The following is a 14531-nucleotide window of genomic DNA, read 5'->3' on the forward strand; positions in this document are numbered from 1 at the left end:
TTTAATAGGGTAGTTTATATGTGATTGTATAGGTTACGCCCATGGTGTTAGAGCCATATTTGCCGAATCCGGGTACATACCACGGATCACCGTATTCTCCGGTTGATGAACTTGTACGGAATTTGAAGCGCAATCCCCAACCCATGTAGAACTGTTTCCAGATATGTGCGCGTATGCCAACGCAGAATTCAAACCATTGCATTGAACCTTTCATTCCTTTATGGTTGAATGGTACGCTTCCTCCCCAGATACCATCCATTTGATTGGGGTTTCCGATACTTCCGTCAAAAATGGGATCAGTCACAGGGAGAGTTGTTATATCATACTTGAAACTACTCATTGCATAACGTAAACCGACAAACAGGAAATTATCGAATTTCTTCTTATAAAGAGCGTTGTAGTTCATACCGATACGGAAATAAGGTGCATTACTTTTGTAATTCGTTCCGTTATCATTCCATGCGTCGGTGCTGCCATATCCAAGTTCCACTATCGGGAAGAAACGGTTTTTAAGGTTGACGTCGACAGCTACTTCCGAGCTTAAGAAATCACCTCCCAGAACTTTGCTTCCGATTCCCCACAGGTCTACACTGACAGTCACGCCATTGTATAGCGGGAAGACATTCTCATCCGCTTCTTTCTTTTCCTCCTTCTTGGGTGGATTGGAAGCGGGAGGCCGGTTGCTGTTCTGTGCCTGTACCGGAAGCCCTGTCAGCAAGAAAAATGCCAGACTAAGGCTGAGGATAAAAGAGCTTAAGATTTTCCGTTCCATAAATGCTTACTTCTTTTTCTTGAATATATATGGAGTCAAGTAGATAGCGACTGTACGCTCCGCCTGTGATGCTTTGTTTCATCTGATAGCCACAATCCATTGACAGGAAATAGGGCGTATTCTTTTGATAGATAATAATAGTGTCTTTTTTAATCTTGGGATCTTTGCTATAGTGAAATATCAATACGGTAGAATCTGCTGTATAGCGCAGAGGCAATGATAGCGAATGTACTCTTTTCTGATTGTTAAGAATGACGGAGTCCGTATCGAAAGCTGTAATAGTCAGTGAGTCGAGTGTATCGTTGAGCACTCTTTTACTTTCCCTGTCCACCGTATATAGATAACATTCCATCATCGGACGTGCATTCATGGAGCAATCTTCTTCTTCTGAACAAGAAGAAACGATACTGATGATGGGATAAGCAATCAGACAAAGCAATATCAGTTTTACTAATTTTTTCATAGTCTATATTGTTTTTTCTATTTGATATTTATTTCGTTCAGGAGCGTTACGCGAAATCAGTTCGCCAAGGAAGCCTGCAAGGAACAGTTGAGTTCCGATGATCATGGCGGTCAGTGACAAGTAGAAGTAGGGAGAGTCCGTAACTAGGCGGTAAGGCATTCCGTTATACATATTATACAGTTTCGTGATTCCTACAATAATCACTGAGATAAAGCCGAAGATGAACATCAGTGAACCGAGCAACCCGAAAAAATGCATGGGTTTTACTCCGAAGGCTGACAAGAACCAGAGTGAAATCAAATCCAGATATCCATTGAAGAAACGGTTTAAACCACCGAACTTTGTCTTTCCGAATTTACGTGCCTGGTGCTGAACTACTTTTTCTCCGATCTTTTTGAAACCGGCATTTTTGGCGAGGTAGGGGATATAGCGGTGCATTTCTCCGTACACTTCGATGTTCTTCACCACATCCATTTTGTAGGCTTTCAATCCACAGTTAAAGTCGTGCAGGTTCTTGATGCCCGACACTTTACGAGCTGTTGCATTGAATATTTTTGTAGGAATGGTTTTTGAAAGTGGGTCGTAGCGTTTCTTTTTCCATCCGGATACCAGATCATAGCCGTCTTCCGTAATCATGCGGTACAGTTCGGGTATTTCGTCCGGGCTATCCTGCAAATCTGCATCCATGGTGATGACTACATCTCCCTGTGCCTTCTCAAAGCCACAGTACAATGCCGGCGATTTGCCATAGTTACGGCGGAACTTGATGCCATGCACGGTATCTGATTTTCGGCTTAGTTCTTCGATAATTTGCCAGGAACGGTCGGTACTTCCGTCATTTACGAAAATTACTTCGTATGAAAAACCATTGGCTTTCATTACCCGTTCAATCCATGCGTACAGTTCCGGAAGTGATTCTTCTTCATTATATAAAGGAACGACAACTGAAATATCCATCTTGTGATTTATGATTTATGAATTATGAATTAGGGTTGAAATCACATCTGCTTTTTTACTTTATCACTCATTTTAATGATTCATCTTTATCTTCCGCCTATATGCTCTGCCGGTGGGCGCTTCATGACAAACAAGGCGGTGGGGATAGCAAGTAATGATCCGTAGAATACATTCTGAGACATCAGTTGCATGGTGATATCTGTTGGAGATAGCGAACGCATCGCACTTATAATTTCTTTAAACTGCTCTACATAGGCATCCATCCCCGGTATGGTATGACTGGTCAGGCTGTTCAGTAAGCTTTCGTATGTGTTTAGCACAAACCCTTGATCAATAAAACGGAAATATACATAATGAGCTACCGCTGTAAGCAATGCGGCAAACATATACATAAATACAGTGAAAATCCACGCGTGAAGAAAACTGATGGCACCACCGCAAACTTGGTTACGGTACATTCGTACATAATAATACGCCATAAAAGGCACGCATAGAGTTAGTCCTGCAAAGAGGAAAAATAGGAACGGTGTAGTTAACCCTAAAGGAAATAAAATGAACTTCAAAATCCAAAATCCTCCCAGGTAAGTGCCGAATAACATGGCATATCGTTGTAAGTAACCTTTGTTCTCTGTCATCTTTCATTAGGAATAATGGCGCAAAGGTATAAATAATATTGTTTGTAACCCCCGTATTCTTGTTAAAGTTGAAAAAAGTTTGGGCAAAGTATTGCAGGTTTAATAAAAATGCATACCTTTGCACCCGCAAACGAAAATACGGGTAAGTCCTATACGGCCAGCTCCCTTCGAATCCTCCAGGGCTTGATCGCAGCAAAGGTAGTTGGTTGTAGCGGCGCGATATAGTAAGCTTACCCACCCGCCTCTTTAGCTCAGCTGGCCAGAGCACGTGATTTGTAATCTCGGGGTCGTTGGTTCGAATCCGACAAGAGGCTCAAAGAAAAGGAGATATGTTCTAACAAGAATGTATCTCTTTTTTATTTGTTTTTTACGAAAAAAGTAATAGCTTTGCTCTGTAAAACCTAATATTATGATACGAAAACAACCTTATACCTTCTATGTACTCTTCGTTTTTCTCTTTCTGATCCCTTTTGGTAAGGCGTTTGCCGGTTGGAACAACTTCATTGTAAACTTTGATAAAAGCCTTTATGGGAAAGGTCCCCAGACTTGGCAAATAGCTCCTTATGATGACCATTGGGTGTATTTTGCCAATAAAAACGGCATGGTGCAATTTGATGGTAATGTGTGGAAAGTATTTCCGTTAAATAACTTCTCGGATGTGCGTTCCGTATTGGCATCCACTATTCAGAAAAGAATCTATGCCGGTGGTATTAATGAATTTGGCTATTACGAACCGGCAGAAGACGGCGAACTGATTTACCACTGTATGTCCGATACGCTTGACAACTCTGTTCGTATGCTTGGCAATGTGTGGGGAATCCATGAGGCGGATAATATCCTTTATATACAAGGCGATGATCGTGTAGTGAAATATCTGAATGGAAAATATACCGCTATCGAAATGAATGCCAAGATCGACTGTTCCAATATGGTGAACGGTATCCTCTATATAGGTACCGATCGTGGTGTGTGGGTACTGGTCGGAAATACTTTCTTTCCATTGCAGGGTGCGGATTCCCTGGCTTCCAATCGTATCCGTGGAATCATTCCACATAAGGGTGGGGGAATCATCATCGTGACGGCGTATGACGGTCTGTTTTATTATAATGGCCGTACCATTGCTCCTTTTATTACCGGTGCAGAGGACTTTATGCGTGAGAACGAAGTTTTTTGTGTGGCTGCTCAAGATGATAAGATAGCTTTGGGAACTATTCATAAAGGCTTATTACTGATAGATTGCGCTACCATGGATGTGAAATACTTCAACGAGAATAACGGACTGCGTAATAATACGGTGCTTTCCGTAGCCTTCGACGGCCAGGGAAACTTGTGGGCGGGTTTGGATAGTGGTATTGATCATGTTTGTCTGAGCTCTCCTTTTACCAATTTGTATTCATATCCTTATTCTTACGGTACGGGCTATGCGGCTGCTGTTGAGAATGGCTATTTGTATCTGGGTACCAATCGGGGGCTTTATTATACTTCTTATCCGGTGAAGCTGAACGGTAGTTTACCGGATATTCATCCCGTTCCTCAATCCAGTGGTCAGGTGTGGAACCTTTGTAAAATTGGTGATGATCTGTTTTGTCTTCATGATCGTGGAATTTTTCAGATTAAAGGTACAAGTATACATAGAATCACGGATATTACGGGTGCCTGGTGCTGTCAAGAGGTTATGGGGCGACCCGATCGTATGTTTGTAGGGGTGTATAATGGCATTTATCTTTTGGAGAAGAAAGCGGGCGAATGGCATATGCTTTGTAAGATCGAAGGATTTGTTGACTCAAGCCGTTTGTTTGAGCAGGAGTCTGCCAGGATTCTATGGGTTCATAATTCCGGCATTATCACCCGTGTGGAGTTGAGTGAGGATTTAACCCGTCAGATCAGTGTAAAATCCTATGGTGTGGCAGAAGGCTTTCCGGTTGAGCGTGATATTTATGTAGCTAAAATAGAAGGCCGTGTTTATTTTGCCACTTCCCACGGCATCTATAAATATAATATTCACAAAGATATGATGGAGCCTTGCGGTGATATGAATAATTTGTTGAATGGCACTGTTCCCTATACACGTCTATTGGAATATCATGACCGGCTCATCAGTCTGAGCCCTTATGAAATTTGTATAGCTAATCTGGGGACTTATAAGAGGGGAGCCAATACCAGTATCAATTCCATTCCCCAATCTTTGCTTGAGTTGGTGCCGACGTATGCCATTGTTCCTTTATCGGATTCGCTTATGGTGATTCCGAATGAAGAGGGATTTGCCTTGTTCACGATTCCGGCGGTGAAGCACCGGCAAGATCTTGCCCATTCCGTATATATCCGGAATATGTATATTACCTATCCTAAAGATTCTTTGATATATACAGCTAATTTTCTAGGAAAGAAGCCGTCCCTCGCTATTAACTATACATCCAATTCGGTTCGGTTCGATTATAGTCTTTCTTTCTTGGCTTTTGGAGGAGATGATATTCGTTTTCAGTATCGTTTGAATGAAGGAGCATGGTCGGACTATACCACTGTGCATACCAAGGAATATAGTAATCTGTCCGAAGGTGATTATACTTTTGAAGTAAAAGCCATTTATCCGGACGGTACTACTTCATTGGATGAACTTTCTTTCCGTGTTCTTCCGCCTTGGTATCGCAGTGTGCCCGCCTATGTCTTCTATTTCGTCCTTATGTTGTTGGGCGTCTGGTATATTTACCGCTGGGATGATGTACGTGTGAAACGGAAGAAGCAACAGGCAGTTGTGGAGAAAGATAAAGAATTGCATGAAATGGAGAAGGAGTTTGAGGCTGAAAAATCCCGGCGAGAGAAACAGATTATGCAATTGGAGAAAGAAAAGCTGGAGTACGACTTGCAGCATAAAAGCCAGGAGATGGCTAACCTGATGATAAACTTTGTCCGTAAAAACGAGATGTTGACGGAGATCAAATCGGAAATTTTCAAAGTGGCTTCCTCTCTGAAAGGGGAGGGCGCCCGTGAAGGTAAGCAGCTCCTTCTGATTATAAATGGTAAAATAGACTCTAATATCCAAAGTGATGAAGTGCTGAAACGCATCGAAGATCAGTTCGATTTGATTCATAACAACTTTATGAAACGCCTTCATGCCCGTCATCCCGATCTCTCAGATAATGAGCGTATGATGTGTGCCTATCTGAAAATGAATCTTTCCACTAAAGAGATTGCTCCTTTGCTGAATATCTCTGTTCGTGGCGTTGAAACTATCCGCTACCGGTTGCGCAAAAAGTTTGGTTTGGAACGTGAGGATAGTTTGACGGATTATTTAAGTAACAAGCTGTAGAGTAATCTTCTGCTTCAAGCTTTTTCCTTAAGTTTGAACTTACGGGGAGAAGGTGTACTTTTCGGTATTACTATGAGTAGGAAAAAGTTTCCTGTGGAGGAACCATTAGTTTCAAGGCATGAAACTACCAGTTTCTCGGTGTGAAACTACTGGTTTCAAGCGATGAAACTGTTTGTTTCACACCGGGAAACTGATTACCACCTATGGAGGGCCGTACTATCCCTCACTCAGTTGCTATTTTTATGCTTTTAATTCGTACTCTTTCACTGCCTTTTCTAGTCTTTCCAAAGGCAATTCTCCCGATTGTCTCCAAAGCTGTTCACCTTTTCTCATTAATATAAATGTGGGATACATTTCAATGGTGTAGAAATCAGCAAGGGCACTTTCCTGGTCGATATCCACTTGCACTACTTCAAGGGTTCCTTCCATTGCCTTTTTAAATTCTTCTACAATAGGCTGCATGCGTTTGCAATGCGGGCACCAGCTTGCGTAAAATTCTGCCATAACCCAGTCTCCATTGGCTAACTTTTCCCTGTTCCGTTCTTCACGGGCTTCTTTTTTCTCTTCCATGATGGTATGTTTTAAAATGATTGATTATACGTTGAACAATACGGGAAGAAAAAAAGTTTCTATCATTACAATTATTAATGCTATAAAAATTGCTACTTTTGTAAGCAAAAACACGAAAGGACAAATAATATGTCACACTTGGCTACTTTAATAAACGATTTGGCGTTGATACTGATTTGTGCAGGAATCATGACGCTATTGTTCAAGAAACTGAAACAGCCGTTGGTGCTGGGGTATGTGGTGGCAGGCTTTTTGGCCAGTCCGCATATGCCATATACTCCCTCGGTGATGGATACGGCTAATATACAGACTTGGGCGGATATCGGTGTAATATTCCTTCTGTTCGCGCTGGGACTGGAATTTAGTTTCAAGAAAATTGTAAAAGTTGGTGGAGCGGCTATCATTGCTGCCTGTACCATCATATTCTGTATGATTCTTTTGGGAATAACTGTCGGTACGGGCTTTGGTTGGCAGCGTATGGACAGCATCTTCCTGGGAGGTATGATTGCCATGTCTTCCACTACCATTATTTATAAAGCGTTTGATGATTTGGGAATGCGTAAGAAGCAATTCACCGGATTGGTGCTTAGCGTGCTGATATTGGAAGATATTCTTGCTATTGTCTTGATGGTGATGCTGTCTACCATGGCGGTAAGGCATAATTTTGAAGGTTCGGAAATGCTGGAAAGTATCGGAAAACTGCTCTTCTTCCTGATACTTTGGTTTGTGGTCGGTATCTACCTGATACCCGAATTACTGAAGCGATGCCGCAAGTTGATGAGTGAAGAAACACTGCTTATTGTCTCCCTTGGACTTTGTTTCGGTATGGTGGTTATGGCAGCTCATACGGGTTTCTCTGCTGCATTCGGAGCTTTTATCATGGGTTCCATTCTTGCTGAAACGGTTGAGGCTGAGAGTATAGAACGGTTGGTGAAACCGGTGAAAGATCTTTTTGGTGCCGTATTCTTCGTGTCGGTAGGTATGATGGTGGATCCTGCGATGATTGTGGAATATGCACTCCCTATCATTGTAATAACACTGGCTGTTATTCTGGGACAGTCCTTGTTCGGTACGTTGGGTGTGCTGTTGGCCGGGCAGCCTTTGAAGACGGCTATGCAATGCGGTTTCAGTTTAACTCAGATTGGTGAGTTTGCTTTTATTATTGCATCGCTGGGGGTATCGCTCCATGTGACGAGTGATTTTCTGTATCCTATTGTGGTGGCAGTTTCGGTTATTACCACCTTTCTTACTCCCTATATGATTCGCTTTGCCGAGCCGGCTTCAAATTTCGTTGATACTCATTTGCCGGCAAAGTGGAAAAACTTCTTGTTGCATTACTCATCCGGTTCACAGACTATGAATCATGAGAGCCTGTGGAAGAAGTTTATTTTGGCTTTGACGCGAATCACTATTGTCTATTCCATAGTGAGCATTGCGGTTGTTGCGTTAGCTTTCCGCTTTCTTGTTCCGTTGCTTTTGGAACATATACCCGGAATCTGGGGGAAGCTGCTTGCCGCTTTCCTGACTATTCTGTTTATTGCTCCATTCTTGCGGGCTATTATGATAAAAAAGAATCATTCGGCTGAATTTGTAACTTTATGGAAGGATAGTCGGGGAAATCGTGCACCGTTGGTAGCTACAATCGTTATACGTATTCTGATAGCTGTATCTTTTGTAATGTTTGTGATAGCAGGCTTGTTTGAAGTCTCTGTTGGTTTATTGTTGGGTGTAGCTGTTTTATTGGTTACGATGATGATATTGTCCCGGCAACTGAAGAAACAGTCTATCATGATAGAACGGAAATTCTTCCAGAATCTGCGCTATCGCGATATGCGGGCCGAGTATATGGGAGAGAAGAAGCCGGAATATGCAGGACGTTTGTTGTCCCGTGACTTGCATCTGGCGGATTTCGAAATCCCCGGTGAATCGGCATGGGCGGGAAAGACATTGCTGGAGCTTAATTTTGGAAAACAATTTGGCGTACATGTCGTCTCTATTCTTCGAGGAAAGAAGCGGATTAATATACCGGGAGCTTCCGTAAGGCTTTTCCCGGAAGATAAGATTCAGGTCATAGGTACAGATGAAGAACTGAACCAGTTTGGTACCGAAATGGAGAAAGCTTCTGCTCTGGATACGAATGTAGTTGAAAAGAGTGAAACTATCCTGCGTCAGTTCCGCGTGGATGAGCAATCAGAATTTCTGGGCAAGACGATGCGTGAATCCGGTATTCGTGAGAAGTATCATTGCCTTATAGTAGGGGTGGAGAGAGGAGAAGAAGCCTTGCATGCTCCCGATCCGCATGAGCTGTTTATGGAGGACGATGTGGTATGGGTAGTGGGAGAAAAAGCCGATGTGTATAAATTAGTCGGCCAAAAGAATGAAAATATCGACATGGAATAAAGATGGAAAGTTTATCTTTGTTCCGTAAACATAAATAATAAACCAAGAATATCATGAAAAGTGATCCGAAAGAATGTCTGTATTGTCAGAATAACGAGACGCTGCACAATCTGATGATTGAGTTTGCCGAACTGAGTGTATCCCGTGTGTTTTTGTTTAAGGAACAAACATATAGAGGACGTTGCCTTGTGTCTTACAAAGACCACGTCAATGATTTGAATGAATTGAGCGATGAGGATCGTAATGCTTTTATGGAGGATGTGGCGCGTGTAACTCGTGCCATGCAGAAAGCGTTTAATCCCGAAAAAATTAATTATGGTGCATATTCCGATAAGTTGTCGCATCTGCACTTTCATCTTGCTCCCAAATATGTAGATGGTCCCGATTACGGTGGTACTTTCCAGATGAACCCGGGAAAAGTATACTTAACGGATGCTGAATACAAAGAATTGATTGAGGCTGTGAAGAAAGAGCTTTGATAGTGATTAGGGGTGAGTGATTAGTGATTAACACCATGCGGCGTGTAGCTACTAATCACTCACCCCTAGTTGCTAATTAAAGTTTATTCAGTATTTTGTCCATTGCCCAATTAGTGAGCGTTGCGCTTGCTCCGTCGCAAGTGCAGATGGATTTGCCTAAAAGGTGGTCGACAACGGCTTGGATAAGCGGTTGTTGTACATGTTCCGGATTAGCTACCGGGATTTCTTCTCTTCCTTTTTCTGTGTGAAGGGCGATAGGATCGTAAGTAAATACAGAGAAACAGATCATTCCTTTGTCTCCTATCACTTCAATGCGGTCTTCGCGTGCGGAGTCGTGCGCTACGAAACACCAGGAGCCACTACCTACCAATCCGTTATCAAACTGGAAGCATGCACTCAGAGTGTCTTCGGCAGGATAAAGTCCGCCACGATTACTCTTATATCCACAGGCTTCGAGGATACAACCGAACATGTTTTGTAATAAATCAATCTGATGTGGGGCTAAATCATAAAAATAGCCGCCGCCGGCAATATCCGGTTGTACACGCCACGGGAGATTTTCTTTGTTGTAATCTAAGTCACGGGGAGGTTGGGCAAAACGAATTTGAACATTGATGACATTGCCTATGCTTCCATTCTCTATCAATTCTTTTACTTTGAGGAAGTAAGGCAGATAGCGACGGTAATAAGCAACGAAGCAGGGAACCCCGGTTTCATTGGAGATACGGTTGATGCGGCAGCACTCTTCGTAGGTTACGGCCATGGGCTTTTCTATATATACAGGCTTGCCGGCTTTCATTGCCATGATAGCATAAGTGGCGTGTGAAGAGGGAGGGGTGGCAATGTAGATAGCATTCACATCTTCATCGTCAATCAATTCCTGGGCATCATCATACCACTTTGGAATACCTCTTTCCTTAGCATAAGCTTTGGCTTTGGCGCCATCGCGACTCATGACAGCAATTACTTCCGAACCTTCCACCTTTTGGAAGGCGGGACCACTTTTATATTTGGTCACTTCTCCGCAACCAATGAATCCCCATTTAATCTTCTTTTCGCTCATAATGATGTAATGTGATTATCACTCTTTTTTATTCTTCCTCAAAATCGAATTCAAAATCAAAGTCGTCCATGAATTCGGGAGTTGTAAACTCTTCCAAAGTTCGTCGATCCTTTTTTGTGGGACGACCTGCACCTTTGGCACGGTCAATGAAACCACTGATACGGCTCATCTCCAGCAGTTCATACTGATCGGGAGTCGTAACGTTCTCCATCATTTCCGTAACGAGCTTTGCACCAATACGTTTCTCGATAGCTTGCAATACTTTGAAAGAGTAGGTCACAGGTGGTTTGCGCACTTGTATCACGTCGCCTGGTTTCACCGTACGGGCAGCTTTTGCTAATCCTCCATTGATACTGATGCGTCCTTTCTTACATGCTTCGGCGGCAATGGTACGTGTCTTGAAAATACGTACAGCCCACATCCATTTATCTATTCTTGCTTCACTCATATCATTTTTTAGTAGTTAGTAGGAAGTAGTTAACTACTATCTACTTCTTATTAAATTGGTTCATTGTAATATCAATTCCTGCCAGGCAGAAGCTTTTGATAATATCTCCTGCAGTCTTTAAGCGTTCGTCCATGGTCTTCCAGTCTTCGTCAGTGAAGTGACCCAGAACATAATCTATCTGACCACCTCGTGGGAACTCGTTGCCGATACCGAAACGGAGCCGGGCATAGTTCTGTGTGCCCAGGATGGCTGCAATGTGTTTTAGTCCATTGTGTCCGGCGTCGCTACCTTTTCCTTTCAGGCGCAGAGTACCAAATGGCAGAGCAAGGTCATCTACTATTACTAACACGTTTTCCAATGGAATGTTCTCTTTCTGCATCCAGTATCGTACGGCATTTCCGCTGAGGTTCATGAATGTAGAAGGTTTCAGCAGTAAAAGCTGGCGTCCTTTCACGGATAGGGTAGTGGTAAAGCCGTAGCGGCCATCATTGAAAGTGACCCCTGCTTCTTTTGCCAACGCATCCACTACCATGAATCCTATATTATGGCGGGTTTCGTGATAGTCAGGACCGATATTTCCTAATCCAACAATTAAGTATTTCATTTCTCTGAGAAATTATATTTTTCACCACGGGGTTGCGCTGAATTTCACGGAGTTTTTTCTTTAATAATATAATTCTGTGATGCTCTGTGTAACTCAGTGGTGAATAATTATAGAAACAAGGAACGCGGATTATCACAGCTTTCGCGGATTAATGAAATCTGCGTCTTCTGCGTTAATCCGCGTTCCGGAATGTGTCTTCTTGTGAAAGAGCTGATTAGTTGCCAGCAGCAGCGGCAGCACCTCTTGCAGCACGAGTCAACTTAACTGCGCATACAACAGCTTCTTTTGCATTCATCAATTCCAAACCTTCGAAGTTCAACTCACCAACTTTAACAGTCTTACCCAGACCCAGGTGAGCAACATTTACTGTCAGTTTTTCAGGAATAATGTTGTATAAAGCTTTTACTTTTAGCTTACGCATCTGCAATACCAGCTTACCACCGGCTTTTACACCTTCTGCTAAACCTTCCATCTGTACAGGAACTTCCATTACGATGGGTTTAGACTCGTCAATCTGATAGAAGTCAACGTGCAGGATTGTATCTTTTACCGGATGAAATTGGATATCTTTCATGATAGCGTTGATTTTCTTGCCGTCGATAATCAGGTCAACTACGTAGATGTGCGGAGTATAAACCAGGTTACGCAGACCATCAGCAGATACAGTGAAGTGAATGTTTTCACTTCCTCCGTAGAGTACGCAAGGTACACCGTTGTCTTTACGAATAGCTTTCAAAGCTCTTGCTTGTTCCGAAGAACGTTCTGCAATAGTTCTTGCAGTACCTTTTACTTCAATTGATTTCATTTTTTTAATTTTTTGTGTTACTCTAAATTAAGTTGTTTTGTTGCTTAATTCACCATCGCACGATGTGGGGGTAGCCACACAATGTTGCAAAAAAGCGGTGCAAAAGTACAGCTTCTTTTTGAATTATCAAAGAGTTGGCTCTTCAAAATCAATATCAATCTTGATTTCTCCGTCCAATTCCATTCCTTTGGTATTCATTTCAGCTATAGCATCCAACTCTGCTTCTGCATTTTCATCTGCTTCTGCATTCATATCGCTTATAACTTCCAACATCTCTTTCCGGTTAATGAAATCAATAGCTTCGTTCAGGCCGTTCATGAATTTCTCAAAATCTTCTCTATATAAGAAAATCTTATGTTTTTCAAAACTTACCTGCAAATCTTCGCCTTCACCGGTCACTACCTTCTTACTTTCAGTAATGGCCAGGAACATTTCATCTTTTCTGTTCTTCTTTACATCCAGATAGTAGATTCGTTTACCTGCTTTAATGGATTTGGAGAATACAATCTCCTTATCGTTCATGTCCGCACCGTTTTTCTTCTTTAAGTCTTCCATATTTTAGGTTTCTTGTTGTAATTGGCTTCAAAAATGACGATTTTTTTTAAACTGTCAAAAGAAAAAGCCCGGATAATGAATATCTGCATTAAAAAATGTGATTTATTTGCGTAAACTCATTAAAAATGTCTACTTTTGCATCTCGTTAACAACAGTATTGATTAATAGATTTATGATTAACAGAGTTCTTATTCGTCTTAAGATTATACAGATTGTATATGCTTATTATCAGAATGGCAGTAAAAATTTAGACTCAGCGGAGAAAGAATTATTCTTTAGTCTTTCAAAAGCGTATGACCTTTATAATTATTTGCTGATGCTGATGGTGGCTCTGACGACGTACGCACAAAAACGCATTGATGCGGCAAAGTCCAAGTTAGCTCCGACCGCAGAGGAGTTGTATCCCAACATGAAATTCGTAGAAAACAAGTTCGTTTCACAACTGGAAGTGAATAAGCAGTTGATGGAGTTTGCTGCCAACCAGAAACGTTCGTGGGCAAATGACGAAGACTTTATCAAGGGTTTGTATGACAAGATTATAGTTTCTGATATATATAAGGAATATATGGCTTCGTCTGATAAATCTTATGAAGTTGACCGTGAACTATGGAGAAAGCTCTATAAGGCATTTGTTTTCAATAACGAAGAGTTGGATGTTTTGCTGGAAGATCAGAGCCTTTATTGGAATGATGACAAAGAAATAGTAGACACTTTCGTGCTGAAGACGATTAAACGTTTTGAGGCAAAAAATGGTGCTAACCAGACTTTGTTGCCGGAATTTAAGGATGAGGAAGACCAGGAGTTTGCCCGTCGCTTGTTCCGTCGCGCTATACTGAATTGTGACTATTACCGTCATCTGATCAGTGAAAATACACGCAACTGGGATTTGGATCGTGTAGCCTTTATGGATGTGATAATAATGCAATGTGCATTGGCGGAAATTCTAAGTTTTCCGAACATTCCGGTAAGTGTTTCGTTAAATGAATATGTTGAGATCGCTAAAGTCTATAGTACGATAAAGAGCGGAAGCTTCGTAAACGGTACATTGGACGGAATAGTTAATCAATTAAAAAAAGAAGGTAAGTTAGCGAAAAACTGATACCTTTGTTGAGTATTAAAAACTAAAAACGAATATTTTATGAATTTAATGACCGTATTCTTGCAAGCTCCTGCCGCAGCCCCTGGTGGTGGTAGCATGATGTGGATTCTTCTGATTGCTATGTTTGCTATCATGTATTTTTTCATGATTCGTCCGCAAAACAAAAAGCAGAAAGAAATTGCAAACTTCCGTAAATCACTTCAAGTAAACCAAAAGGTGATTACTGCCGGCGGTATTCATGGTGTGATTAAAGAAATTAATGACAATGATATAGTACTTGAAATCGCTTCTAATGTTAAGATTAGAATAGATAAAAATTCTATATTTGCGGCTGCTGCTGATGCTAACAGTAATCAGGCTGCTAAATAATTTTG

15 protein-coding genes and 1 tRNA gene are annotated in these 14531 nt (G+C 41.8%); 6 read left to right on the forward strand and 10 right to left on the reverse strand.

Annotation, left to right across the window (positions count from 1 at the left end; genetic code table 11):
* Nucleotide 1: 1 nt before the first annotated feature.
* The 4 genes from K429_RS0120310 to K429_RS0120325 form a co-directional block, all read right to left on the reverse strand.
* On the reverse strand, nt 2-772 hold the full coding sequence (locus tag K429_RS0120310; RefSeq protein WP_007213161.1) for a DUF6048 family protein: 771 nt from the start codon (nt 770-772) through the stop codon (nt 2-4).
* Entirely contained in the window at nt 732-1235 is a 504-nt protein-coding gene (locus K429_RS0120315; RefSeq protein WP_022208474.1) for a DUF6452 family protein, read from the reverse strand. The genes K429_RS0120310 and K429_RS0120315 overlap by 41 nt, the downstream gene beginning before the upstream one ends.
* 3 nt (nt 1236-1238) lie before the next feature.
* Nucleotides 1239-2192 (reverse strand): glycosyltransferase family 2 protein, encoded by a 954-nt coding sequence (locus tag K429_RS0120320; protein WP_007213163.1) that lies wholly within the window; start codon nt 2190-2192, stop codon nt 1239-1241.
* 86 nt (nt 2193-2278) lie between these two features.
* Nucleotides 2279-2827 (reverse strand): DUF4199 domain-containing protein, encoded by a 549-nt coding sequence (locus K429_RS0120325; RefSeq protein WP_007213164.1) that lies wholly within the window; start codon nt 2825-2827, stop codon nt 2279-2281.
* Nucleotides 2828-3067: 240 nt separating this feature from the next.
* On the opposite strand from K429_RS0120325, the gene K429_RS0120335 reads away from it, so the two are divergent.
* Nucleotides 3068-3141, forward strand: a tRNA-Thr gene (locus K429_RS0120335).
* 95 nt (nt 3142-3236) lie between these two features.
* Nucleotides 3237-6134: a triple tyrosine motif-containing protein gene (locus K429_RS0120340; protein ID WP_029327862.1), complete on the forward strand. Its 2898-nt coding sequence runs from the start codon at nt 3237-3239 to the stop codon at nt 6132-6134.
* Nucleotides 6135-6374: 240 nt separating this feature from the next.
* On the opposite strand, the gene K429_RS0120345 is transcribed toward K429_RS0120340, so the two are convergent.
* Nucleotides 6375-6704: a co-chaperone YbbN gene (locus K429_RS0120345; RefSeq protein ID WP_022208383.1), complete on the reverse strand. Its 330-nt coding sequence runs from the start codon at nt 6702-6704 to the stop codon at nt 6375-6377.
* A gap of 129 nt (nt 6705-6833) precedes the next feature.
* Between K429_RS0120345 and K429_RS0120350 the strand changes: the two genes are divergently transcribed.
* Nucleotides 6834-9104, forward strand: a complete 2271-nt coding sequence (locus K429_RS0120350) for a cation:proton antiporter (protein ID WP_029327864.1) — start codon at nt 6834-6836, stop codon at nt 9102-9104.
* 53 nt (nt 9105-9157) lie between these two features.
* The gene (locus tag K429_RS0120355) at nt 9158-9583 is read left to right on the forward strand and encodes an HIT family protein (RefSeq protein ID WP_007213177.1); all 426 of its coding nucleotides are present in this window, start codon (nt 9158-9160) and stop codon (nt 9581-9583) included.
* A gap of 76 nt (nt 9584-9659) precedes the next feature.
* Here the strand turns inward: K429_RS0120355 and K429_RS0120360 are convergent, their stop codons facing one another.
* The 5 genes from K429_RS0120360 to K429_RS0120380 all read right to left on the reverse strand — a co-directional run bounded on the left by K429_RS0120360 (nt 9660) and on the right by K429_RS0120380 (nt 13058).
* Nucleotides 9660-10646 (reverse strand): Gfo/Idh/MocA family protein, encoded by a 987-nt coding sequence (locus tag K429_RS0120360; protein ID WP_007213178.1) that lies wholly within the window; start codon nt 10644-10646, stop codon nt 9660-9662.
* Between the two features lie 28 nt (nt 10647-10674).
* The gene (locus K429_RS0120365; RefSeq protein WP_022208384.1) at nt 10675-11094 is read right to left on the reverse strand and encodes an RNA-binding S4 domain-containing protein; all 420 of its coding nucleotides are present in this window, start codon (nt 11092-11094) and stop codon (nt 10675-10677) included.
* A 40-nt stretch (nt 11095-11134) separates the two neighbouring features.
* Entirely contained in the window at nt 11135-11698 is a 564-nt protein-coding gene (gene pth / locus K429_RS0120370) for an aminoacyl-tRNA hydrolase (protein ID WP_007215890.1), read from the reverse strand.
* Nucleotides 11699-11912: 214 nt separating this feature from the next.
* Nucleotides 11913-12503, reverse strand: coding sequence for a 50S ribosomal protein L25/general stress protein Ctc (locus K429_RS0120375; protein ID WP_007213181.1), 591 nt, complete (start codon nt 12501-12503; stop codon nt 11913-11915).
* 126 nt (nt 12504-12629) lie between these two features.
* Nucleotides 12630-13058 (reverse strand): PUR family DNA/RNA-binding protein, encoded by a 429-nt coding sequence (locus tag K429_RS0120380; RefSeq protein ID WP_007213182.1) that lies wholly within the window; start codon nt 13056-13058, stop codon nt 12630-12632.
* A gap of 172 nt (nt 13059-13230) precedes the next feature.
* Between K429_RS0120380 and nusB the strand changes: the two genes are divergently transcribed.
* Nucleotides 13231-14157 (forward strand): transcription antitermination factor NusB, encoded by a 927-nt coding sequence (gene nusB, locus K429_RS0120385; RefSeq protein ID WP_007213183.1) that lies wholly within the window; start codon nt 13231-13233, stop codon nt 14155-14157.
* A 39-nt stretch (nt 14158-14196) separates the two neighbouring features.
* Nucleotides 14197-14526 carry a preprotein translocase subunit YajC gene (gene yajC, locus K429_RS0120390; protein WP_007213184.1) on the forward strand — a complete coding sequence of 110 codons (330 nt, stop codon included), beginning with the start codon at nt 14197-14199 and terminating at the stop codon, nt 14524-14526.
* Nucleotides 14527-14531: the final 5 nt, after the last annotated feature.

The sequence above is a fragment of the Bacteroides sp. 14(A) genome (assembly GCF_000526555.1).
Classification (GTDB): Bacteria; Bacteroidota; Bacteroidia; order Bacteroidales; family Bacteroidaceae; genus Bacteroides; species Bacteroides cellulosilyticus.

What these genes read in the sequence shown, in the direction of transcription:
- yajC (WP_007213184.1), top strand. Translation starts at nt 14,197, where the DNA reads ATGAATTTAATGACCGTATTCTTGCAAGCTCCTGCCGCAGCCCCTGGT.
- K429_RS0120360 (WP_007213178.1), bottom strand. Translation starts at nt 10,646, where the DNA reads ATGAGCGAAAAGAAGATTAAATGGGGATTCATTGGTTGCGGAGAAGTG.
- nusB (WP_007213183.1), top strand. Translation starts at nt 13,231, where the DNA reads ATGATTAACAGAGTTCTTATTCGTCTTAAGATTATACAGATTGTATAT.
- K429_RS0120380 (WP_007213182.1), bottom strand. Translation starts at nt 13,058, where the DNA reads ATGGAAGACTTAAAGAAGAAAAACGGTGCGGACATGAACGATAAGGAG.
- K429_RS0120310 (WP_007213161.1), bottom strand. Translation starts at nt 772, where the DNA reads ATGGAACGGAAAATCTTAAGCTCTTTTATCCTCAGCCTTAGTCTGGCA.
- pth (WP_007215890.1), bottom strand. Translation starts at nt 11,698, where the DNA reads ATGAAATACTTAATTGTTGGATTAGGAAATATCGGTCCTGACTATCAC.
- K429_RS0120365 (WP_022208384.1), bottom strand. Translation starts at nt 11,094, where the DNA reads ATGAGTGAAGCAAGAATAGATAAATGGATGTGGGCTGTACGTATTTTC.
- K429_RS0120340 (WP_029327862.1), top strand. Translation starts at nt 3,237, where the DNA reads ATGATACGAAAACAACCTTATACCTTCTATGTACTCTTCGTTTTTCTC.
- K429_RS0120350 (WP_029327864.1), top strand. Translation starts at nt 6,834, where the DNA reads ATGTCACACTTGGCTACTTTAATAAACGATTTGGCGTTGATACTGATT.
- K429_RS0120320 (WP_007213163.1), bottom strand. Translation starts at nt 2,192, where the DNA reads ATGGATATTTCAGTTGTCGTTCCTTTATATAATGAAGAAGAATCACTT.
- K429_RS0120325 (WP_007213164.1), bottom strand. Translation starts at nt 2,827, where the DNA reads ATGACAGAGAACAAAGGTTACTTACAACGATATGCCATGTTATTCGGC.
- K429_RS0120315 (WP_022208474.1), bottom strand. Translation starts at nt 1,235, where the DNA reads ATGAAAAAATTAGTAAAACTGATATTGCTTTGTCTGATTGCTTATCCC.
- K429_RS0120355 (WP_007213177.1), top strand. Translation starts at nt 9,158, where the DNA reads ATGAAAAGTGATCCGAAAGAATGTCTGTATTGTCAGAATAACGAGACG.
- K429_RS0120375 (WP_007213181.1), bottom strand. Translation starts at nt 12,503, where the DNA reads ATGAAATCAATTGAAGTAAAAGGTACTGCAAGAACTATTGCAGAACGT.
- K429_RS0120345 (WP_022208383.1), bottom strand. Translation starts at nt 6,704, where the DNA reads ATGGAAGAGAAAAAAGAAGCCCGTGAAGAACGGAACAGGGAAAAGTTA.